Below are 21409 nucleotides of genomic sequence, written 5' to 3' on the forward strand. Positions count from 1 at the left end.
TCGGTCGAAGCAAGGCGCGCGGGTGGCACGGACTTCAGGTCCGGCTCATGACTCCGCCAGCGCACCGTCCGAAACTTTTTTGGATGAGATCACCGGCCCGGGTGGTCAAATGTCTGCAGGCGGCCCGCGACATGCGAGCCGCCTGCAGGTGTCCAAATCTTGCCAAATTTGACATATCGCGCATGCAATGTGCGCGTCGCTGCCCTGCATGTGCCAGAGGCCGCATTCGATGTTTGAACTTGCAGACATCTGACCACCATGTAGCGTGTCTGTGAGCGCAGCGCAACGTGTTTGCGGCGAGATTGCAACGCGAATGGTTCCTATTTATATTCCCGATCGCCCGAACATTTAGCCCCGGTGGTGAAGCCGGTAAAGGGCCCGGCAGTACGGGGCGCACTGGAACTGACAATGCTCCGTCGCACCCCTGTGGCCACCGCGCTGGTGGCCCTCTTTGCCGCACCCGCCGCCTTCGCGCAGCAGGCCGTCCAGCCCGCCACACAGGCGCCCGCAGCGCCCGTCGCAGCCCCTGCCCCCTCGACCGCCACATCGACGCCGCAGCAGGGCGAATCCGTGCCCCAGACGCTGCGCGAGGTGACTGTCCAGGGATCCTCCGCCCGTGACGACTTCAACCCCACGGGCAGCCAGCTGTCGAAGCTGCCCGCTGACCTGCGCGACGTGCCGCAATCGGTGACCATCGTGAACCGGGCGCTGATGGAATCGCAGGGGGCAAGCTCGCTGGCCGATGCGCTGCGCAACGTGCCCGGCATCACCATCGGCGGCGCCGAAGGCGGCCAGATCGGCAACAACATCAACCTGAACGGCTTCTCGGCGCGCACCGACATCTACCTGGACGGCTTCCGCGACCGCGGCCAGTACTACCGCGACACCTTCGCGCTGGACCAGGTGGAAGTGCTGATGGGTCCGTCGTCGATGCTGTTCGGGCGCGGCTCCACGGGCGGCGTGATCAACCAGGTCACCAAGAAGCCGAAGCTGCAGGCCGCCACCGAGGTCACCGGATCGGTCACGACCAACGGTCTGGTGCGCGCCACGGCGGATGTGAACACGCCCACCGGCGACACCTCGGCGTTCCGCATCTCGGCCATGGCCCAGGACGGCAAGCCGAGCACGCGCGACGAGATGACCGTGCAGGATTTCGGCATCGCGCCATCGTGGCGTTTTGGCATCGGTACCTCGACGGAGATCACCCTTTCGGCGTTGCTCCAGCACAACGAGGACATGCCCGACTACGGCCTGCCCGCCATCAACGGCCATCCGGTCAATGTCGACCGCAATACGTACTACGGCTTCAACAACGACCGCACGCGCCAGAACATCGTGTCGCTCAATGGCGCCATCGACCACAAGTTCTCGCCCAACCTGCGCCTGCGCAACGTCACCGCGTTCAACTATGTGGAAACCGATGCGCGCGAGACCGCGCCGAACGCCGTGGGATCGATCAACGCGGCCGGCGCATTTACCGCACTGACCACGACCAACCTGCCGCTGTCGCAGCTGTACGTGCGCCAGCAGAGCCATGACCGCAACATCCGCGATTACTCGATCTTCAACCAGACCGAGCTGACCGCGAAGTTCGATACGGGCCCGGTCAAGCACACGCTGCTGACCGGCCTGGAGTTCGGCCACGACGGCTACAACAACCAGAACTACTACCGCAACGGCAGCTGCGGCAGCACGGCGCTGAACCCGGCCACGGGCACGTCCGGCTACGTGGCCTGCACGCCGGTCATCGACCCGCCGTACCGCGACTCGCCGGGCAACGTGGCCTCCAGCACCGGCAACCTGCAGGGCGGCTCGGCCAACACCGTGGCGGTCTACGCGAACGATTCGATCGAGTTCTCGAAGCAATGGAAGGCGGTGGCCGGCCTGCGCTACGACAAGTACATCGCCAGCATCAGCAACTCGATCAATTCCAGCAACACGGCCGGCAGCACGGTGCTGCCCAACGCCAGCCAGGACGTCCACTTCACCAGCGTGCGGCTGGGCGGCATCTGGCAGCCGACCGAGGCGCAGTCGTACTACATTTCCTACGGCACCTCGTTCAACCCGTCGCTGGAACAGCTGGTGGGCACGGTGGGCCAGCAATCGCTGGACCCCGAGAAGAACAAGGCCTACGAGGCTGGCGGCAAGTGGGACCTGATGAGCGGCAACCTGTCGGTGACGTCGGCCATCTTCCGCATCACCAAGGACAACGCGCGCAGCCAGATCGACGCCACCACGTACGCGCTGACCGGCAAGATCCAGGTGGATGGCTTCCGTGCCGGCGTGACCGGCCGCATCACGCCGAAGTGGCAGGTGTTCGCGGGCTATACCTACCTGGACGCCGAGATCAAGAGCGGAATCGCGGCCGGCACGCAGGGCATGGTGCCGACCAACACGCCCAAGCACACCGCCACGGCCTGGACCAGCTATTCCATCCTGCCAAGCTGGGAAGTGGGTGGCGGCGCGTTCTACATGTCACAGCGCTATGCCAACAATACCAATACAGTGCAGGTTGGCGGCTTTGTGCGCTGGGACGGCATGATTGCCTATCACCAGCCCAAGTACGACGTGCGCCTGAATCTGTTCAACATCTTCGACAAGAAGTATTACGATGCGCTGATCCAGTCGGACGGCGGCCGGTCGGTGCCGGGCACGGGCCGTACCGCGATGCTGTCGTTCACCTATCGCATGTAAGCGCCGCCGGAGCCGCACGCCGCGCCTGGCTAGCCTGCCACGGCCGGCCCCGGCGGCTTCAACCGGATTCCTCAGATGCTGGTTCGTATTCCGAAGGTTCTCAACGCCGAGCAGGTGGCCGTGGTACTGGCCCAGCTGGAACATGCCGGCGATGCATGGGTGGACGGCCGCGTGTCGGCCGGCTACTCCGGCGCGCCGGTCAAGTTCAACCAGCAGATCGACGAAAGATCCGAGGTGGCGGCGCAGTGCCAGCACCTGATCCTGTCCGCGCTGGAACGCCATCCCCTATTTATTAGTGCGGTGCTGCCGAACATCGTCTATCCGCCGATGTTCAACCGCTACAGCGAGGGCATGACGTTCGGCGCCCATGTGGACGGCGGCGTGCGCATCCATCCGCACACTGGGCGCAAGCTGCGCACCGATGTGTCCGCCACGCTGTTCCTGTCGGACCCCGCCAGCTACGACGGCGGCGAATTGCAGGTGGAAGATACCTACGGCGTGCATTCGGTCAAGCTGGCCGCTGGCGATATGGTGATCTACCCCGCCACGAGCCTGCACCAGGTGACGCCGATCACGCGCGGCACGCGGGTAGCCAGCTTCTTCTGGATCCAGAGCCTGATCCGCGACGACGGCCAGCGCGCCCTGCTGTTCGACATGGACAACGCGATCCAGACGCTCAACCAGACCAACGCCGACGAGCGCGCGCGCCGCAGCCTGGTGGGCTGCTATCACAACCTGCTGCGGCAGTGGAGCGAGACCTGAGCACACGGCCCAGGCCCGGCAAATTGACGTAGCCGTTCAGCCAAATTGCTCTGCCAGCGCCTGCCGCGCCTGGCCGATGAATTCGCTCTCGCCCCGGCGCGCCCCTAATAGATAGAACTCCGCAGCCGGCAATGCCGGCAGCTTCCAGCTGGCCACGCCCGCGGCATCCAGCGGTGTCACGCCGGGACCGATGGCCGAAGCATTCAGGCACGACACGCCGAGCCCGGCGGCCAGTGCCAGATGCAGGCCTGCCACGCCCGAGGCCGAGTGCGCGATCTCGAATTCGCGTCGGCGCCGCATCAGCAACTGCACGACGAACTGGTGCATCGAGCAGGTATCGGGCAATAGCACGAGCGGCAGCGTGGTCTGTGGAATTTCGGAGATTTCCGGCGCGGCCACCCAGGCCAGCGCCTCGCGTCGCAGCACCGTGCCGCCACGCGCACCGCCAGCGGTCTTCTCCGTGCCGCGCGCGCCGACCAACCGCATGCTCAGGCCGATATCGAACGCATCCATCTCGGCCGCCGCCTCGATGGCGGCACTCTTCATGACCGTGACGTGCAGCTTCAGGTAGGGATAGCGGTCACGCAGCCGCCGCAGCATGCCGGCGATCTCGCCGGGGCGGAAATAGTCGGTCACCGCCAGCCGCAGCTCGCCATCGAGCGTCTGACCGCGCAGTTCCGCCAGCGCCTGCTCGTTCAGCGACAGGATCCGCCGGGCATAGTCCAGCAGCCGCGCACCCGCCGGCGTCACGGCCGCGCCTTTCTTGCCGCGTGTCAGCAACGGCACGCCGGCACGCTCCTCCAGCTTGCGCAACTGCTCGCTGACCGACGATTGCGACAGGAACAGCCGGGGCGCTGCGGCCGACAGGCTGCCGCTTTCGGCCACGGCAACAAAGGTCCGGAGCTGGTCCGTTTCGAATCCACGCATGATTTAAAGTTTCGGCTATTCCGATAGATGACATCGTATATTCCCGCTTTTCCGATTTCAAGGCAGCACCTACGATGACATCACCGCAGCACGCAAACACCCAGATACACACGCGCGCCGCAACGTGAATCCAAACCCGAAAGGAGCCTGTCATGCCCCACGTTTCCCTGCAGATTTCCGGCCATCCCGATACCGAACTGACGCGCCGCGCCGTGGCCGTGGTGGGTGAACTGACCCAGCGCGTGCTGGGCAAGGAAGCCCCCGTGATTGCCACCACCGTGACGTTCATTCCGCGCGAGCAGTGGTTTATCGGCGGCAAGCCGCTGTCGGAATACGACACGGGGCGCAACGCCTTCCAGCTCGACATCAGCGTGACCGACGAGACCAACACCAAGGCCGAGAAGGCCGAGTACCTGCGCCAGTCGTACGCGGCGCTGTCGGAACTGATCGGCGACGTCAACCCGGTGTCGTATATCCATGTGATCGACGCGCGCGCAGCCGCCTACGGCTATGGCGGCAAGACGCAGGAGTTCCGGCACCAGCACCGCTGATCCCCCGGGCGCGCCCGCGCGGCGGCGATTGCTGCAGCCAGGTAAAAAGTGCCGTGCGGGCGGCGTGCTTGTGCCGCGTGGCGATGTTCACTAGTGTGGAGGGCAAGTTTCCCGATACCGGAGGCATCGCATGAAGCAAGTCACGCTGCCCGGCGGCGAGCGCGTTCCCGCGCTGGGCATGGGCACCTGGAATATCGGCGACCACCGCGCCACGCGTGCCGAAGAAATCGCCACGCTGCAGATGGGCCTGGACATGGGGCTGCGGCTGGTGGACACCGCCGAGATGTATGGCGAAGGGCTGTCGGAATCGCTGATCGGCGAGGCGCTGGCCGGGCGCCGCGACGACGCGTTCCTGGTCAGCAAGGTCTATCCGCACAACGCCAGCCGCAAGGGCGCAGTGGCCGCGTGCGAGCGTAGCCTGCGCCGGCTGGGCACCGACCATCTGGACCTGTACCTGCTGCACTGGCGCGGCGACGTGCCGTTCGAGGACACCATCGAGGCGTTCCAGGCGCTGCAGGCCGCCGGCAAGATCCGCCATTTCGGCGTCAGCAACCTGGACCTGTCCGATATGGAGGAATTCTGGGACACCCCGGGCGGCGACGCCGTTGCGGTGAACCAGCTGCTCTACAACCTGAGCCGGCGCGGCATCGAGTTCGACCTGCTGCCATGGTTGCGCGAACGCAACGTGCCGGTCATGGCCTACTCGCCCATCGAGCAGGCCCGGCTGCTACGCAACGCTGGCCTGAAGCGCTTTGCCGAGCAACATGGCATGACCCCAGCGCAGGCCGCGCTGGCCTGGCTGCTGGCATCGGACGACATCATTGCGATTCCGAAGACCGGCCACCGCGACCGGCTGCGCGACAACATTGGCGCGCTGGACATCACGCTGACGCCGGAACAGCTGGCCGAATTGGACAAGCTGTTTCCGCCGCCGCGTCACGCGCAGCCGCTGGCAATGCTGTAGATCGTGAAAACCTTGAATCCTTGAAACGCAGGGCGCGTTTCAAGGAGAGATGACGGGAAAGCTGCCACCGGCTCAGCGCTGGCCGGCCTTGTAGCGTTCCACTTCGACGTAGCGCGTCAGGTAGGTGCGGGCCTTCTCGCGCGTATCGGTGGTCACGCGCTCGGCGGCCTGGCGGGCGCTGGTCTGGCCGTGGGCGCTGCTCATCTGCGCCGACAGGTACGACTGGAAGGCATCGTGCATGACCTTCAGCTGGCCCTTGCACGCATCGATCGCCCCGGCCGCCACATCCTTCGACGTGCCCTTGCCCTTGGCGCCGTCATTGGCGCGGTCCTGCACGCAATCCATATATTTGGCGCGCTCGGCCTGCCAGCCGGAATTCATCTGCGCAGTTGCCTGTTGGGCCTCGGGCGTCTCTACCGCGGGCTGGGAAGCACATGCGGCCAACAGCAACGCGGCCAGGGGCGTGGCGAGCGCGCCGGCACGCACCCAGCCACGGGAGCGTTGCACTGCAGCACGCGAAATCGACGATTGGGAATTGGCCTGGCGGGGGGACTTCTGGAAGGACATGAGTTTGAACGCGGTTGGCTTATGCATGCTCGACAGACCGGTATGTTAACGGCCGGGTTCCGGAACAAGTTCCCCGGATTTGCAAGAAAGTATGACGAGGTCATGTCAGAGTCCCCTACCCTCCTTGTCAGACAAAATCGCATTTGCGGATGTGCCTTGCGCGCCTATGCTTTAGAGGCGGTTGCAACACATGAACCCTCCTGGAGGAAATAATGAAACGTCGAACCTTCCTGTCCGCCGGCAGCGCTGGGCTTGTCGGCCTCACCGGTCTTTCCGTGGGCGCCCTGTCGCTTACAGGATGTAGCTTCACCGGCCCCAAAGACTCGGGCGACGCGGCGTCCAAACGGCGCGAGATCGACACGGGCGCCACCGACACGCTGAACCGCCTCTATTCCACCGCCAGTGGCGCGCGGGACCTGGGCGCCAAGGCCAAGGGCATCCTGATCTTCCCGAAACTGCTGTCGGCGGGCTTTATCGTCGGTGGCGAGTACGGCGACGGCGTGCTGCGTTCCGGCGGTGCGGACCACGGCTATTACCGGGCCATTTCTGGATCGGTCGGCTGGCAGATCGGCGCACAGTCCAAGGCCTTCGTCCTGATGTTCATGACGCAGGACGCCTACGACAAGTTCGTGCGCAGCAGCGGCTGGCAGGTTGGCGCCGACGCCACCGTGGCACTGGCCACGATCGGCGCGAACGGCCAGATCGACACCAATACGGCCCAGCAGCCCATCATCGGCTTTGCCATGACCAACGCTGGCCTGATGGCCGGCCTGAGCCTGGAAGGCACGAAGATCTCGAAGCTGAATATCTGACAGATGGGCCTGGCGCCCACCGGGCGCCAACCGGCGGCCTAGCACAAGGCGCCCAGGTTGCGGAACGCTTGCATTCCGTAACATGGGCGCCGTTTTTCTTGCTTTCACCCCCGCCTCCAACCGTTAGAATTCGTCCCTTGCCAATTTTCCAACCCGTACGCGAGGCCGAATTCTCATGTGGTTCAAGAATCTCCAGATTCATCGTTTCTCCGCCCCGTGGACGCTGAGTGCCGAAGATGTGGAGGCCTGCCTGGCCAAACACGCGTTCTATCCGGGCACCAGCCTTGAAATGCAGACCCAGGGCTGGGCGTCGCCGCGCGACAACGACCAGCTCGTGCATTGCGTCAACAAGCAGATGCTGCTGGTGCTGCGCACCGAAAAGAAGCTGCTGCCCACCACCGTGGTCAATCAGGTGACCAAGGCGCGTGCCGCCGAGATCGAAGAGCAGCAGGGCTTCAAGCCTGGCCGCAAGCAGCTGAAGGAGCTGAAGGAACAGGTCACGGAGGAACTGCTGCCGCGCGCCTTCGCCATCCGCCGCGACACGCGCGTGTGGATCGACCCGGTCAACGGCTGGCTGGCGATCGACGCGGCCGGCACGGCCAAGGCCGATGAAGTGCGCGGCATGCTGTTCAAGGCCATCGATCCGCTGCCCGTGGTTGGCCTGCAGGTCAACCTCTCGCCTGTCGCGGCCATGACCGAGTGGCTCGCCACCGACACGGCGCCGGCCGGCTTCACGGTCGACCAGGAAATCGAGCTGCAATCGAGCAGCGAGACCAAGGCAACCGTGCGCTACGTGCGCCATCCGCTCGACCCCGAGGACCTGCGTCGTCATATCGAAGCCGGCAAGCGCTGCACACGGCTGGCCATGACATGGAACGACCGCGTATCGTTTGTGCTGACCGATGCGCTGGCGGTCAAGCGCGTCAATCCGCTCGACGTGATCAAGGAACAGGCCGACGCCACGCTCCACGACGAGAACGAGCGCTTTGACGCCGATTTCGCGCTGATGGCCGGCGAACTCGCGGACATGCTGGCCGACCTGACCGACGCGCTCGGCGGCGAGCGCAAGGCCGAAGGCGCCGTCCAGGTCGATCAGCGCAAGGCCGAAGGCGCCGTCCAGGCCGATCAGCGCAAGGCCGAAGGCGCCGTCCAGGCCGATCAGCGCAAGGCCGCCTGATCGCGCTTGCGCGCACCCCCTGAGCCACCGCCCGGCGCCCCGCCGGGCCGGCGGCCAGCTCAGTCGAGCGTCAGCACCACACACAATCCGGGCTCGCCCGCGCGTCGCCAGGCCACCTCCACGTCGCGCATCGGCACCTGCTCGGGCGCGTCGATCGTCAGATATTCGGCGTGCATGCAGCCCAGCACATCCTCCACCAGGAACCGCAGGTCTTCCGCCGGCGGATGATTGGCGGGGCCGCACCCCATCAGCACCGCACGTGAGTCGCGCAGCGCCGCAGGCGCCAGCATCACGCTGCCTGCCCGCCTGTCGGCGACCGACACCACCCGCGTGCCGTGGTCGGCCGGCAGGGCCGGCTCTCCACCGGCCTGGACCAGCGCGGACAGCAGCAGCTCCAGCGTCTCGCCCCAGACAAAATCCAGGACCACGTCGATGCCATCGGCGGCATGGGTGGCAAACGCATGCTGCAGCAGGCTGGGCGCCTGGCCGAGATCGATCTGCGCGTCGGCTTCGGTCATCGCCGGCAGATCGATCCGATGCGCCGCCACGATAATGCGCCCGGCGCCCTGCAGCCGCGCCGACTGCACCGCGAGCCTGCCAGCCTGCCCCGACGCCCCCAGGATCAGCACCGTCTCGCCGGGGGCCAGGTCCGCGCGCGCCGCCAGGGGCAGCCAGGCCGCCAGCGCCGGCCCCACCAGCGCGGCTGCGGCGGCGGCATCCACCGCGTCCGGCACCGGCACCACCCATTCGGCCGGCACGAACTCGGCCATCGCACCGAACGGGCTGCGGCCGGCGCGGAAATACACGCGCCGCCCATCGGCCAGGTAGCCAACGCCGTCACGCCCGCAGACATAGGGCAGTTCCAGCGGCATGCAGGCATGGTGCCCGCGTGCGATAGCCAGGTCTGCCGGGCGGATCACCGCCGCGCACACGCGCACCAGGATTTCCCCGGCACGCAGGTCCGGATCGTGGAATTGGGTAAAGCGCGGGACATCGCCCAGCTGTTGCACTACAACGGCTCGCATCGTGTCGTTCTCCTTGGTTGAGATCCGCGAACGATCGTATGCGGCCATTTGCCGGGCGTCTTTGAGCCAATTCTGAAAGCGAAGCACGCGTAGAATCTGGTCAAAAGAGCAACAAGACGCCACGGACAAAGACGTCACAGCCTTTCCAACCAGTTGAGGAGATCCCCCTTGAAGTCGTTGCGCCCTCTCGCCAGCCCGGCATTCGCCCCTCGTGCGCTGGCCGCCCTGCTGCTGGCCGCCGCCAGCACCGCCCACGCCGCGTGGCCGGACCGCCCCATCAAGCTCATCGTGCCGTTCCCGCCCGGACAGGCCACCGACATCTTTGCCCGCGCCCTGGCCGAGAAGCTCGGCAAGCAGCTGGGCCAGTCGGTGATCGTGGAGAACCGCGCCGGTGCCGGCGGCAATATCGGCATGGAAGTGGCCTCCAAGGCCCCGGCCGATGGCTACACGATCGTGATGGCCGGCAGCGCCATGGCAATCAACCAGACGCTGTACAAAAAGCTCAACTACGACCCGCGCCAGGACTTTGCGCCGGTGTCGGGCGTGTTCTCGGTGCCGCTGGTGTTCCTTGCCACGCCGCAATCGGGCTTCACGTCGCTGCGCGACCTGATCGCCAAGGCCAAGGCCGCGCCGGGCAAGTACAGCTACGCCAGCGCGGGCATCGGCGGCACCCAGCACCTGTCCGCCGAGATGCTCAAGGCGCAGACCGGCACCTTTATCGTCCATATCCCGTACAAGGGCAGCGGCCCCGCGCAGGCCGACTTCCTGGGCAACCAGATTCCGCTGATGGTGGACTCGGTCACGGCCGCCATGCCGCTGATCCAGACCAACAAGGCCCTGCCGCTGGCCGTGACCACGGCCAGGCGCGTGCCGCAGCTGCCATCGGTGCCCACCGTGCGCGAACAGGGCGTGCCGGGCTTCGAGGCGCTTGGCTGGGCCGTGATGATGGCCCCCGCCGCCACCCCGCCGGCCATCGTCGCCCAGCTCAATGCCGAGACGGTGAAGGCGCTGCAATCGCCCGAACTGCACAAGTTCATCACCGACCGCGGCTCGGAACCGATGCCGATGACGCCGGCCGAGACGGGCAAGTTCGTCGACGGCGAAATCAGGAAGTGGTCGGCCGTGGTGAAGCGGTCGGGCGCGACGGCGGATTAAGCCGATGGAAACCGGGAGCTCGCCCGGTTTCCGGCCCGACCCCCATACCAGGCCCCCGATACCCCGCCGCCCCAAAAGAAAAACGGCCACCGGGTTCTCACCCGATGGCCGCTCCTCACCCGTCCTGGCTGCGTGGACTGTTCAATGCATGTAGTTACCGCCGTGCAGCCGACCCTTCAATCGATGGTGCCTGGTACGTAGTACCCACCAATCAGTCCCACGACAGCGCGCCGCCGGTCTGGTACTCGATCACACGCGTTTCGAAGAAGTTGCGTTCCTTCTTCAGGTCGATCATCTCGCTCATCCACGGGAACGGGTTTTCCTCGTTCGGGAACAGCTGCTCCAGGCCGATCTGCTGGCAGCGGCGGTTGCAGATGTAGCGCAGGTAGCCCTTGAACATCGGCGCGTTCAGGCCCAGCACGCCGCGCGGCATGGTGTCCTCGGCGTAGCGGTATTCCAGGTCCACGGCCTTCTTGAACAGCTCGGTGATCTCGGCCTTGAACTCGGGCGTCCACAGGTGCGGGTTCTCGAGCTTGATCTGGTTGATCAGGTCGATGCCGAAGTTGCAGTGCAGCGATTCGTCGCGCAGGATGTACTGGTACTGCTCGGCGGCACCGGTCATCTTGTTCTGGCGGCCCATCGCCAGGATCTGCGTGAAGCCCACGTAGAAGAACAGGCCTTCCATGATGCAGGCGAAGACGATCAGGCTCTTCAGCAGCTTCTGGTCGTTCTCCGGCGTGCCGGTCTTGAACGACGGATCGGTCAGCGTGTCGATGAACGGGATCAGGAACTCGTCCTTGTCGCGGATCGACTGCACTTCATGGTACGCGTTGAAGATCTCGGCCTCGTTCAGGCCCAGCGACTCCACGATGTACTGGTACGCGTGCGTGTGGATGGCCTCCTCGAAGGCCTGGCGCAGCAGGTACTGGCGGCATTCCGGCGCCGTGATCTGGCGGTAGGTGCCCAGCACGATGTTGTTGGCGGCCAGCGAGTCGGCCGTCACGAAGAAGCCCAGGTTGCGCTTGATGATGCGGCGCTCGTCCTCGGTCAGACCGTTCGGGTCCTTCCACAGGGCGATGTCGCGCGACATGTTGATTTCCTGCGGCATCCAGTGGTTGGCGCAGCCGGCCAGGTACTTTTCCCACGCCCACTTGTACTTGAACGGCACCAGCTGGTTCACGTCGGTGGCGCCGTTGATCACGCGCTTGTCGGCGGCGTTCACGCGGCGCGTGCTCTGGGCGGCGGCGGCGTTCGGGTTGTTGCCGAGGATGCCCGACGGCGCCGTGGCGGCCGGCGGCAGTACGCCTTGCTGGTCGACCGTGGCGGACGGCACGGCGGGTTGCAGGGCAGGCTGCGGGGCAGCTTGCGGCGTGGCTTGAACGTCGTCGTCCCAGCTCAGCATGTTGTGTTCTCCGAAAATTCGATTAGGGGCGGCTTGGCGGCTGCGCGTCGGCATTCGATACGCTCGCCCTCTCCCCCGGCCCCTCTCCCGCGCGGCGGGAAAGGGGGACAGCCCGAGGGTGACTCAATGTCTTACTGGCAGGCTTCGCACTCTTCGAAGCCGGGGTCGCCCGGACGCATCGTGCAGACCGCGCCTTCGGCTTCCGGCATGGCCGGGGCCGCGGCGGCGGCCGCGTCGATGCCCGACTGGCCGTCGGCACCCGACGACACCGCGTTCAGCGAACCGCGCGTCACGGTGGACTTCTCCACGTGCGTGGCAGCGATCGTGCGCAGGTAGTACGTGGTCTTCAGGCCACGCAGCCAGGCCAGCTTGTACGTGTCGTCCAGCTTCTTGCCCGATGCGCCGGCCATGTAGATGTTCAGCGACTGGGCCTGGTCGATCCACTTCTGGCGGCGGCTTGCGGCTTCCACCAGCCAGGTCGGCTCCACTTCGAAGGCCGTGGCGTAGATGTCGCGCAGTTCTTGCGGAATGCGGTCGATGCGGGCCAGCGAACCGTCGAAGTACTTCAGGTCGGCAACCATCACTTCGTCCCACAGGCCGCGGTCCTTCAGGTCGCGCACCAGGTAGTCGTTCACCACCGTGAATTCGCCCGACAGGTTCGACTTCACGTACAGGTTCTGGAACGTCGGCTCGATGCAGGCAGACACGCCGATGATGTTCGAAATGGTCGCGGTCGGGGCGATCGCGATGCAGTTCGAGTTGCGCATGCCGTGCTGCTTGATGCGGGCGCGCAGGCTGTCCCAGTCCATCGTCGACGACAGGTCCACGTCCAGGTAGCCGCCGCGCTCGTCGGCCAGCAGCTTCAGCGAGTCCTGCGGCAGGATGCCACGGTCCCACAGCGAACCCTGGTAGGTGCTGTAGCGGCCGCGCTCTTCGGCCAGTTCGGTCGATGCGTGGTACGCGTAGTAGCAGACCGCTTCCATCGACGTGTCGGCAAACTTCACGGCGGCGTCGCTGGCGTACGGCGTGCGCAGCACGTGCAGGCAGTCCTGGAAGCCCATGATGCCCATGCCCACCGGACGGTGGCGCAGGTTCGAATTGCGCGCCTTCTCCACCGCGTAGTAGTTGATGTCGATCACGTTGTCGAGCATGCGCATCGCGGTGCGGATCGTCTTCTGCAGCTTGGCGTGGTCCAGCACGTACGTGCCGTCGGCCTGCTGCTTCAGGTGGGCCACCAGGTTCACCGAACCCAGGTTGCACACGGCGATTTCGCTTTCGTTCGTGTTCAGCGTGATTTCCGTGCACAGGTTCGAGCTATGCACCACGCCCACGTGCTGCTGCGGGCTGCGGATGTTGCACGGGTCCTTGAACGTGATCCACGGGTGGCCGGTCTCGAACAGCATGCCCAGCATCTTGCGCCACAGCTGCATGGCCGGCACTTTCTTGAACAGCTTCAGTTCGCCGTTGGCAGCCTTGGCTTCGTAGCCCAGGTAGGCCTGCTCGAATGCCTTGCCGACCTTGTCGTGCAGGTCCGGGCAGGTGGCCGGCGAGAACAGCGTCCATTCGCCGTTTTCCATCACGCGCTTCATGAACAGGTCCGGAATCCAGTTGGCCGTGTTCATGTCGTGCGTGCGGCGGCGGTCGTCGCCGGTGTTCTTGCGCAGCTCCAGGAATTCCTCGATGTCCAGGTGCCACGTCTCCAGGTACGCGCAGACCGCGCCCTTGCGCTTGCCGCCCTGGTTCACGGCCACGGCCGTGTCGTTGACCACCTTCAGGAACGGCACCACGCCCTGCGACTTGCCGTTGGTGCCCTTGATGTGCGAGCCCAGTGCGCGCACGTTGGTCCAGTCGTTGCCCAGGCCGCCGGCGAACTTCGACAGCAGCGCATTTTCCTTCAGGGCTTCGTAGATGCCTTCCAGGTCGTCCGAGACCGTGGTCAGGTAGCACGACGACAGCTGCGAGCGGCGCGTGCCCGAGTTGAACAGCGTCGGCGTGGACGACATGAAGTCGAACGACGACAGCAGCTGGTAGAACTCGATGGCGCGGGCTTCGCGGTCCTTTTCTTCCAGCGCCAGGCCCATCGCCACGCGCATGAAGAAGGCCTGCGGCATTTCGATGCGCACTTCGTCAACGTGCAGGAAGTAGCGGTCGTACAGCGTCTGCAGGCCCAGGTAGTTGAACTGGAAGTCGCGCGAGGCGTCCAGCGCGGCACCCAGGCGGGTCAGGTCGTACGTGGCCAGCTTTTCGTCCAGCAGCTCGGCTTCGATGCCGCGGGCGATGAACTTCGGGAAGTACTCGGCGTACTTCGTCGACATTTCAGTCTGGGTCACTTCGGCGCCCAGGATTTCCTTGCGGATCGTGTGCAGCAGGATACGGGCGGTCACCTGGCTGTAGGCCGGGTCCTTCTCGATCAGCGTACGCGCGGCCAGGATGGCCGAATCGTAGACCTGCGTCATCGGCACGCCGTCGTACAGGTTCTTGAGCGTTTCCTTCAGGATCGGCTCGGCGCTGACAGCTTTGCCAAGGCCGCTGCAGGCGTTGTCGATCAGCGCGTGCAGCGCCACCAGGTCCAGCGGACGGGTTGCGCCGTTGTCGGTCACGTTGAACGACGCACCGGCTTCCTGCACGCGGGCCACGGCCTGCGCGTTGGCCTGGGCACGCTCCTGCGTGCGCTTTTCGCGGTACAGCACGTAGGCACGGGCCACCTCATGCTCGCCCGAGCGCATCAGCGCCAGTTCCACGTGATCCTGCACGTCTTCGATATGGAAGGTGCCGCCGTTCGGGCGGCTGCGCACCAGCGCGCGCACCACGGACTGCGTCAGTTGCTCCACCAGCTCGCGCACGCGAGCCGATGCCGCACCCTGGCCACCGTTGACGGCCAGGAAAGCCTTGGTCACGGCCACGGCAATCTTGTTCGGTTCGAACGCCACCACCGAGCCGTTACGGCGGATCAGCTTGTAGTCCTGATACGAAACACCTGCAGCGGCAGGGCTCTGCTGCGAGCTACCGGCTGCTGCGCCACCAATTCCAGTTGCGCCAGTCACGCCGGTGGTTTGTTGTTCGTTTTGGGCCGTTTGCATGAGGTAACTCCGGTATTAACCCTGAAATGAATACTTCTGTTCTTGTACTGAGACGACAAAGTCCCTAGCAAAATGCGCTTTATAAGTCACTTGATTCAGGCCATGCCAGATGCGAACCAAACTGCTCGTGCGGACACTTTGCTAGGGACTTTCGGTACTGCGCCGGCCCACTAACCCATCTGCATTAAATGCCGCATGCTGCCGCGACGTTTTCTGCACTTCCGGGCCGGTCCCCCGGCGGCACCACTAGATGTTGTGGTGCCGTTCGAAACTGGGCCTAAGTATAGTGAAAAGAGACAGCATGACCAGTCTTGACAAGCGCGGCGTGGGGTCTGGGCGGTCCGGTGCGGCGGCGCCACATTCCCGCAAAGCGCGCTGCCTCAAGGCTTCGCGGCGTCACGTTCGGTGGCGCACAAAATTTCGAAAATTTTTTAATGGGAATGGATCACCGATAGGTGACCCAGGATGGGGCGCGCCTGCAACCGCCGGGGGCGCGATTGTAGCCGCCATTGCGCCGAAATGAAGCGGCGTTCACGTAACTGCACAGGTATTTTTCAGTGCGATGACAACCTGCGGGGTTCGGGGTTTTGTTGGCGCCACATTCACCGTCTTGAGGCCGCCGCGCGTTTTGCGGCGTTTGTGCAACACAGTGATTATCCCTACACAGACTGGGTCATCCGTGCCGATACGGCAGCAATTCCGCAGGCAGGTCCGCCTGCGTCGCGAACCGATGCCAGTCGAAATGCGGGCCCGGATCGGTCTTGCGTCCGGGCGCGATATCGCTGTGCCCGGCAATGCCCTGGATCGGGTAGGCGGCGCGCAGCGCGGTCACCAGCGCGGCGGCGGTGTCGTACTGGGCCAGCGTGAACGGCTGGTCGTCGGCGCCCTCGATCTCGATGCCGATCGAGAAGTCGTTGCAGCGCTGGCGTCCGCAGTACGCAGACTGTCCCGCATGCCACGCGCGCTGCGTGCAGGCCACGAACTGCACCAGCTCGCCGTCGCGGGCGATCAGGAAGTGGGCCGACACGCGCACATCGCGGATGGTCTCGAAGAACGGATGGCGCGACGCATCGAGCCGGTTCTGGAAGAACGCCTCGATGTCGCCGCTGCCGAACTGGCCGGGTGGCAGGCTGATGTTGTGGATGACCACCACGTCGAGCGGCGCGCCATCGGGCCGCGCATCGAAATTCGGCGACGGCACGTGCCGGGCGGCGGGCACCCAGCCTTCGGCGTCAGGCATGAAGTCGTGGGCGCCGGTAGCGTCACGCATCGCCGCGTCCCTCGCCCTCGGCCACCGATTCGCCATCGTCGGCGGCATCGCGGCCGTCCCGGCCATCGCGTTCGTCGCGAATACCTAGTTGCTGGATGCGGTACCGAAGCTGACGGAAGTTCAGGCCCAGCAGCGGCGCGGCCGCCGTGCGGTTGAAGCCGGTCTGGCGCAGCGCGCGCAGGATCAGCTCGCGCTCCACGGCTTCCAGCCGCGCAGGCAGGTCGATCGGGAAATCGAGGTCGGCCAGCGCCGCGCCCAGCGGGTCGGCCGCCACGCTGTCGCCCTGCCCGGCTTCGCCGTCATCCGCGCCTGGCTCGGGCGCCAGTTCCGGATTTGCGCCACCCGGTGCCGCAGCGCCGGCGGCCGGCCAGGTCATCGGGCTGCCCCAGGCGTGATAGCCGGCCGGTGCGGCCACGGGCGCGCCAGCCGGCATGGGCGACATGCCGGTCTGCAACAGGCTCGCGCGCTCCATGCCGGCGTCGAGCGGCCCAAGGTCGGCCACGGCGATTTCGTCGGTTTCCGCAAACGCGTAGGCGCGCTCCAGCAGGTTTTCCAGTTCCCGCACGTTGCCCGGGAACGGGTACGCCGTCAGCCGTTCCAGCGCGGCACGTGACAGCCGCTTGGGATGCGCGTCGCCATAGCGGGTAGCCAGGTGTTCCAGGATCGCGTGCGCCAGCACGGGTACGTCCTCGCCGCGCTCGCGCAGCGTGGGCATGCGCAGTTCCAGCACGTTGAGCCGGTAATACAGATCCTGCCGGAACAGTCCGGCCGCCACCATCGCCGCCAGGTCCTTGTGGCTGGCGCACATCACGCGCACGTCGACGCTGTCTTCCTTGCTGGCGCCGATCTTGCGCACGCGGCGTTCCTGCAGCGCGCGCAGCAGCTTGACCTGCATGGCCAGCGGCAGGTCCGCCACTTCGTCCAGCAACAGCGTGCCGCCATGTGCGGCCTGGAAGAACCCGCCGCGCTCGGCATCGGCGCCGGTGAAGGCGCCCTTCACATAGCCAAAGAACTCCGACTCCATCAGCGTTTCCGGAATCGCGCCGCAGTTCACGGCCACGAACGGATGCGCCGACCGGGCGCTGATGGCGTGGATGGCCCGCGCGGCGCGCTCCTTGCCGCTGCCGGACTCCCCGCTGATCACCACGGGCGCCATGCTGCGCGCCAGCCGCGACAGCGAGCGCCGCACCTCGTTGACGGCCGCCGACACGCCTGGCAGCAATTGCGCCGCGCGGTCGGCCAGCTCCGGCGGCTCGGCCGGGCTGCCGCCATCGGCCGGCGCGCGCTGCTGGCGGCCCAGCGCGTTCAGGATCAGCGTGCGCAGCTGATCCAGCGAGACCGGCTTGGCAATGTAGTCGAACGCGCCGGCCTTCAGCGCATCCACGGCGTTGTCGGCGCTGCCGTAGGCCGTGATCACCGCCACCGGCGTCCGCTCGGGCGATGCCGACAACTGGCGCACGATGTCGATGCCCAGCCCGTCGCCCAGGCGCATGTCGGTCAGCACCAGGCTGTAGCGGCGCTCGGCCAGGCGCAGGCGCGCCTCGGCCAGCGAACCGGCCATCACCACGTCATGGCCCATGCGGCGCAGCGAAATGTCCAGCAGCTCGCGCAGGTCGGCCTCGTCGTCGATGACAAGTATCGGGGCGGGGGCGGGCGGTCTGGCTGGCATGACGATGGAATGTCCGGTTGTTGTTGTGTGATGCGAACTAGCCGGCGATGGCCGCGTCGACCACGTCGGGGGTCTCGATGCGCATCGTCAGCACGAATGCCTTGGCCGGCAGTGTATCGCGAGCCCCGCCGCCCAGCATCCCGGTGCGATCCAGCAACGCATCGAGCACGATTGCGCCATAGCGCACCTGGGCGTCGTTCGCGCCGCACAGTTCGCGCGCCATGAACAGGCCCAGCCCGGTGCCCTGCGGATTGCTGGTGAAAAACGGCTCGAACAGGCTGCGTTGCTGCTCGCGCGTGACTTCGGCCCCATCGTTCCAGACGATCAGTTCGGCGTGGTGCTGGTCCAGCGCGTGGGCCAGCAGGCGGATCGATCCCGGCAACCGGCTGCAGTAGCGCCAGGCGTTGTCCAGCAGGTTGCCCAGCACCTGCTGCAGCTGCGACGCGTCGAAGATTACCGGCCCCTGCAGGTCCACGACCACGCGCACCGCATTGGGATTGACCTCGGCGCGGGCACCGGCGCGCGAGCGCATCTCCAGGCGCCAGCGATCCACGATCTCGGGCAGCGCGTGGCCCAGCTCCACCGCGCTATGGCCGGCCTTGGGGCGGCGCGACAGCTGCAGCACGTCGGACACCACCTGGTCCAGCCGGCGCACGTTGTCGCTGATGATGCGCAGCAGCCGGGCATCGATCGACGAGCCCTCGCCGCCGCCAGAATCGGCCAGCAGTTCGTTGGCCTGGCTGATGGCAGCCAGCGGATTGCGGATCTGGTGCGCCACGCTGGCCACCAGCCGGCCCATCGCGGCCAGCTTTTCCTGCTGCACCTGTTCGGCGATCCGTTCCCAGCTTTCGATATGCACCAGCACCGTGTCGCGCATTTCGCTGCGCAGCAGGGTTTCGTCCTCGGGGCTCCAGGCCATGGCCTCGTTCTGGGCAATTGCCAGGCGCAGCCGCGCGGCGCCTTCGGCGGACATGTCGTGCAGGCCCGTGGTATCGCCGCCCAGCGACGACACGCCGTTCAGGGTGGCCCGCAACCCCGCCAGGCCAGGCAGCACGAAGCGCAGGCGCAGGCGGGTGTGCAGCATCGGTGTGCGGCTGGCCGACGGGCGCGATGGCAGCGGCAGCAACTGCAGAATGCGCGGCACATCGTCCTTGCGCTGGATCCAGTCGCGCAACATCTCCATCAGTGGCTGCAGGCGCGGAATCCGCCGCAGGTCGAACAGCACGTTCTCGCGCTCGCCGGCCCGCACCTGTCCCTGCCTGACCCGCTCGTGCGGCTGCACGCCCAGTAGCACGAATGCCGCCGGGTTGGCGGCCACCACGGCACCGTGGGCCCGCACCAGCATCACGCCGTCCTGCATGTCGTTGACCATCAGCCGGTTCACCAGCTGCTGCATGCGCAGTTCCTGCTCGCGTGCCAGCGCCAGTTGCTCCTGCGCGATCTGGCGGTTTGCCAGCATATACATCAGCAGCGCGGCGATCATGAACACCAGGCCGAACAGGCCGGAGCCCAGCAGGTTGGCATCGGCCTGGCGCACCAGCAGGGTCTGGACGAACGGATTTGCCATGACCAGCATGGCCGACACCGCGGCGGTCAGCAGCGCGAACATCAGGCTGGTGAGCGCACCAGCCTCCAGCGCGGGCAGCAGGAAGATCATCGCCAGACCTTCGCCATGATTGCCGCTGCGGCCCAGCACCACATAGATGGCGGCCAGCAGCGCCAGGTCGACGATGACCTGCACCCGCACACGCACATGGAAATGGCGTCGCCAGAGCGTGCCCAGCAGCGTCACCAGCGCGATGCACAGATACGGCACCACCACCGGGATGGCGGCCGCCGTGCGCGCGGTGGCCGCCAGGTCGGTCACGGCCACGCCGGCAGCGGCGCGCTCCAGCGGCAGCCAGGCGTAGCCCAGCAGCAGCACGGCCACGGCCGCGCGGGTCCAGCAGAAATAGCGCAGCAGGCGCCAGTGGAAGTCGGGCGGTTCGGGCTGGCGCCAGAGATCGACCAGCGTATGCCAGCCGCTCAGCCGGGACCAGACCGACGCCCGCCGCATCATGCCCCGCCTTCGCCGGCCGAATCCGGAAGGTGGCTGCGGCGGCAGTAGTGCTGCCCCTGCCAGGCAATGGCGTCAGTGCGCGGCAGGTGCACGCCGCAATGGGCGCACTGCACCATCGGCTGGCTGGCGTCCGGACTGGCCGGTTCGCGGCCGCCAGCGGCATCGCGCCGCGCCGGCCCGGAGTCCTGGCGCGCACTGGCGCGCTCGCGCAGCCACCAGAGAACGCCCAGCACGACAGCCAGCAGGATGAAGATTCTTGCCATGGATCGGAAATACAGGAACGGGTTGGCCTGGGGAAGGGACGATGGAGAAGGGGCGAAGGAGCCCGGTCAGGTAATCCGGTGCAGCACCACTTCGATCACGAAGCGGCTGCCCACATAGGCCAGCAACAGGATGCCGAACGATGCAATGACCCAGCGCAATGCCGTGCGGCCGCGCCAGCCGCGGAAATGCCGGCCGATCAGGATGCCGCCGAACATCAGCCAGGAAATGATCGCGAAAACGGTCTTGTGATCCACCCGGAACGCCCGGGCGAACAGTTGCTCGGAAAACAGGAAGCCCGACGCAATGGTCAGCGTCAGCAGCACGAAGCCGGCAGCGATCAGGCGGAACAGCAGTTTTTCAAGCGTCAGCAGCGGCGGCAGCAGGTCGAGCCAGCGGCCCAGCCACTGCCCGGACGCGGGCTCGCCCGCCGCGGGCCGGGTGAAGCCGTGCAGCCGGCGCTCGGCCAGCAGCATCAGGAAGGCATGGAAGGCCGCCAGCGTGAACAGGCCGTAGGCCACGTTGGCAATCACGAAATGCAGCTTGAACAGCGGCCGCGCCGCGTAGCCCAGGATCTGCGCTCCCGGAAACGCCAGCGGCATCAGGCTTGCCAGCATCGCCACCGGAAACACGATCAGCCCCAGCCCGGCCAGCGAGAAGAAGAAGCTCTCGATCCAGTAGATGCCCACCCCCAGCCAGAGCATGGCCGACAGCGCGAAGGCAAACCCGAACATCATGTGGTCTGCCGGGAAGATGGTCTCGTGCAGCAACACGCCGTGGCTGACCAGTGCGGCCATGACCAGCCCATGCCACCAGGCGGGCTGGCCGTCTGTACGCCCGCCGTTGGGCGTGGGCGATGGCATCAGCACGGCCGTGGCGCCGGCGCCAGGACGCCCGGATGGCCCGACCGTGGCCCCGCCGGCTGCCGCCAGTTGCGGGTTGCGCGTCGCCCAGCCGTGAAAGGCCAGGCCGCAGTAGAGAATTGCCGTCAAGGCATACAGTACAATGACCATTTGCGCAGTTTACCTTAGTGC

The 21409-nt window shown here is 66.2% G+C and carries 16 protein-coding genes and 1 pseudogene; 7 read left to right on the forward strand and 10 right to left on the reverse strand.

The genetic code is table 11. The features are described from left to right. Positions 1-408: 408 nt before the first annotated feature. Together ACOABP_RS06435 and ACOABP_RS06440 are read left to right on the forward strand one after the other, a co-directional pair. Positions 409-2694 carry a TonB-dependent receptor gene (locus ACOABP_RS06435; protein ID WP_474227445.1) on the forward strand — a complete coding sequence of 762 codons (2286 nt, stop codon included), beginning with the start codon at positions 409-411 and terminating at the stop codon, positions 2692-2694. Positions 2695-2769: 75 nt separating this feature from the next. After that, positions 2770-3456, forward strand: coding sequence for a Fe2+-dependent dioxygenase (locus tag ACOABP_RS06440; protein WP_474227446.1), 687 nt, complete (start codon positions 2770-2772; stop codon positions 3454-3456). A 36-nt stretch (positions 3457-3492) separates the two neighbouring features. Here the strand turns inward: ACOABP_RS06440 and ACOABP_RS06445 are convergent, their stop codons facing one another. After that, positions 3493-4383, reverse strand: coding sequence for a LysR family transcriptional regulator (locus ACOABP_RS06445; protein ID WP_474227447.1), 891 nt, complete (start codon positions 4381-4383; stop codon positions 3493-3495). A 152-nt stretch (positions 4384-4535) separates the two neighbouring features. Here ACOABP_RS06445 and ACOABP_RS06450 point away from each other — a divergent pair, with 152 nt between their 5' ends. Together ACOABP_RS06450 and ACOABP_RS06455 are read left to right on the forward strand one after the other, a co-directional pair. Continuing rightward, positions 4536-4934: a tautomerase family protein gene (locus ACOABP_RS06450; RefSeq protein ID WP_066732340.1), complete on the forward strand. Its 399-nt coding sequence runs from the start codon at positions 4536-4538 to the stop codon at positions 4932-4934. Positions 4935-5064: 130 nt separating this feature from the next. Further along, positions 5065-5898 carry an aldo/keto reductase gene (locus tag ACOABP_RS06455; protein ID WP_474227448.1) on the forward strand — a complete coding sequence of 278 codons (834 nt, stop codon included), beginning with the start codon at positions 5065-5067 and terminating at the stop codon, positions 5896-5898. 72 nt (positions 5899-5970) lie between these two features. Here ACOABP_RS06455 and ACOABP_RS06460 read toward each other — a convergent pair whose 3' ends face one another. Further along, positions 5971-6405: a hypothetical protein gene (locus tag ACOABP_RS06460; protein ID WP_474227449.1), complete on the reverse strand. Its 435-nt coding sequence runs from the start codon at positions 6403-6405 to the stop codon at positions 5971-5973. A 272-nt stretch (positions 6406-6677) separates the two neighbouring features. On the opposite strand from ACOABP_RS06460, the gene ACOABP_RS06465 reads away from it, so the two are divergent. Then, on the forward strand, positions 6678-7277 hold the full coding sequence (locus tag ACOABP_RS06465; protein ID WP_474227450.1) for a BPSL1445 family SYLF domain-containing lipoprotein: 600 nt from the start codon (positions 6678-6680) through the stop codon (positions 7275-7277). A 175-nt stretch (positions 7278-7452) separates the two neighbouring features. Beyond that, a pseudogene (locus ACOABP_RS06470) lies at positions 7453-8349 on the forward strand (recombination-associated protein RdgC); the annotation flags it as partial. Between the two features lie 164 nt (positions 8350-8513). On the opposite strand, the gene ACOABP_RS06475 reads toward ACOABP_RS06470, so the two are convergent. Next, positions 8514-9479, reverse strand: coding sequence for an MDR/zinc-dependent alcohol dehydrogenase-like family protein (locus ACOABP_RS06475; protein ID WP_474227451.1), 966 nt, complete (start codon positions 9477-9479; stop codon positions 8514-8516). Between the two features lie 168 nt (positions 9480-9647). Between ACOABP_RS06475 and ACOABP_RS06480 the strand changes: the two genes are divergently transcribed. Next, on the forward strand, positions 9648-10634 hold the full coding sequence (locus tag ACOABP_RS06480; RefSeq protein WP_474227452.1) for a tripartite tricarboxylate transporter substrate binding protein: 987 nt from the start codon (positions 9648-9650) through the stop codon (positions 10632-10634). A gap of 211 nt (positions 10635-10845) precedes the next feature. On the opposite strand, the gene ACOABP_RS06485 is transcribed toward ACOABP_RS06480, so the two are convergent. The 7 genes from ACOABP_RS06485 to ACOABP_RS06515 form a co-directional block, all read right to left on the reverse strand. Next, complete coding sequence (locus ACOABP_RS06485; protein WP_066732347.1) at positions 10846-12036, reverse strand: ribonucleotide-diphosphate reductase subunit beta; 1191 nt, start codon at positions 12034-12036, stop codon at positions 10846-10848. 131 nt (positions 12037-12167) lie between these two features. After that, positions 12168-15116 (reverse strand): ribonucleoside-diphosphate reductase subunit alpha, encoded by a 2949-nt coding sequence (locus ACOABP_RS06490; RefSeq protein WP_474227453.1) that lies wholly within the window; start codon positions 15114-15116, stop codon positions 12168-12170. Between the two features lie 673 nt (positions 15117-15789). After that, positions 15790-16386, reverse strand: a complete 597-nt coding sequence (gene ampD / locus ACOABP_RS06495) for a 1,6-anhydro-N-acetylmuramyl-L-alanine amidase AmpD (protein WP_474227454.1) — start codon at positions 16384-16386, stop codon at positions 15790-15792. After that, positions 16379-18055: a sigma-54-dependent transcriptional regulator gene (locus tag ACOABP_RS06500; RefSeq protein ID WP_474227455.1), complete on the reverse strand. Its 1677-nt coding sequence runs from the start codon at positions 18053-18055 to the stop codon at positions 16379-16381. The genes ampD and ACOABP_RS06500 overlap by 8 nt, the downstream gene beginning before the upstream one ends. Before the next feature lie 37 nt (positions 18056-18092). Continuing rightward, positions 18093-20114, reverse strand: a complete 2022-nt coding sequence (locus ACOABP_RS06505; protein ID WP_474227456.1) for a sensor histidine kinase — start codon at positions 20112-20114, stop codon at positions 18093-18095. Next, positions 20111-20377 carry a PP0621 family protein gene (locus tag ACOABP_RS06510; protein WP_474227457.1) on the reverse strand — a complete coding sequence of 89 codons (267 nt, stop codon included), beginning with the start codon at positions 20375-20377 and terminating at the stop codon, positions 20111-20113. The genes ACOABP_RS06505 and ACOABP_RS06510 overlap by 4 nt, the downstream gene beginning before the upstream one ends. 66 nt (positions 20378-20443) lie before the next feature. Then, a complete protein-coding gene (locus ACOABP_RS06515; protein ID WP_474227458.1) occupies positions 20444-21388 on the reverse strand; it encodes a cytochrome C assembly family protein in 945 nt (314 codons plus the stop codon). Positions 21389-21409 lie beyond the last annotated feature (21 nt).

Source organism: Cupriavidus sp. HE11 (genome assembly GCF_056097175.1).

Coding starts and splice junctions, on each gene's coding strand:
- ACOABP_RS06435 (WP_474227445.1), top strand. CDS start 409: ATGCTCCGTCGCACCCCTGTGGCCACCGCGCTGGTGGCCCTCTTTGCC.
- ACOABP_RS06440 (WP_474227446.1), top strand. CDS start 2,770: ATGCTGGTTCGTATTCCGAAGGTTCTCAACGCCGAGCAGGTGGCCGTG.
- ACOABP_RS06445 (WP_474227447.1), bottom strand. CDS start 4,383: ATGCGTGGATTCGAAACGGACCAGCTCCGGACCTTTGTTGCCGTGGCC.
- ACOABP_RS06450 (WP_066732340.1), top strand. CDS start 4,536: ATGCCCCACGTTTCCCTGCAGATTTCCGGCCATCCCGATACCGAACTG.
- ACOABP_RS06455 (WP_474227448.1), top strand. CDS start 5,065: ATGAAGCAAGTCACGCTGCCCGGCGGCGAGCGCGTTCCCGCGCTGGGC.
- ACOABP_RS06465 (WP_474227450.1), top strand. CDS start 6,678: ATGAAACGTCGAACCTTCCTGTCCGCCGGCAGCGCTGGGCTTGTCGGC.
- ACOABP_RS06475 (WP_474227451.1), bottom strand. CDS start 9,479: ATGCGAGCCGTTGTAGTGCAACAGCTGGGCGATGTCCCGCGCTTTACC.
- ACOABP_RS06485 (WP_066732347.1), bottom strand. CDS start 12,036: ATGCTGAGCTGGGACGACGACGTTCAAGCCACGCCGCAAGCTGCCCCG.
- ACOABP_RS06490 (WP_474227453.1), bottom strand. CDS start 15,116: ATGCAAACGGCCCAAAACGAACAACAAACCACCGGCGTGACTGGCGCA.
- ampD (WP_474227454.1), bottom strand. CDS start 16,386: ATGCGTGACGCTACCGGCGCCCACGACTTCATGCCTGACGCCGAAGGC.
- ACOABP_RS06500 (WP_474227455.1), bottom strand. CDS start 18,055: ATGCCAGCCAGACCGCCCGCCCCCGCCCCGATACTTGTCATCGACGAC.
- ACOABP_RS06505 (WP_474227456.1), bottom strand. CDS start 20,114: ATGATGCGGCGGGCGTCGGTCTGGTCCCGGCTGAGCGGCTGGCATACG.
- ACOABP_RS06510 (WP_474227457.1), bottom strand. CDS start 20,377: ATGGCAAGAATCTTCATCCTGCTGGCTGTCGTGCTGGGCGTTCTCTGG.
- ACOABP_RS06515 (WP_474227458.1), bottom strand. CDS start 21,388: ATGGTCATTGTACTGTATGCCTTGACGGCAATTCTCTACTGCGGCCTG.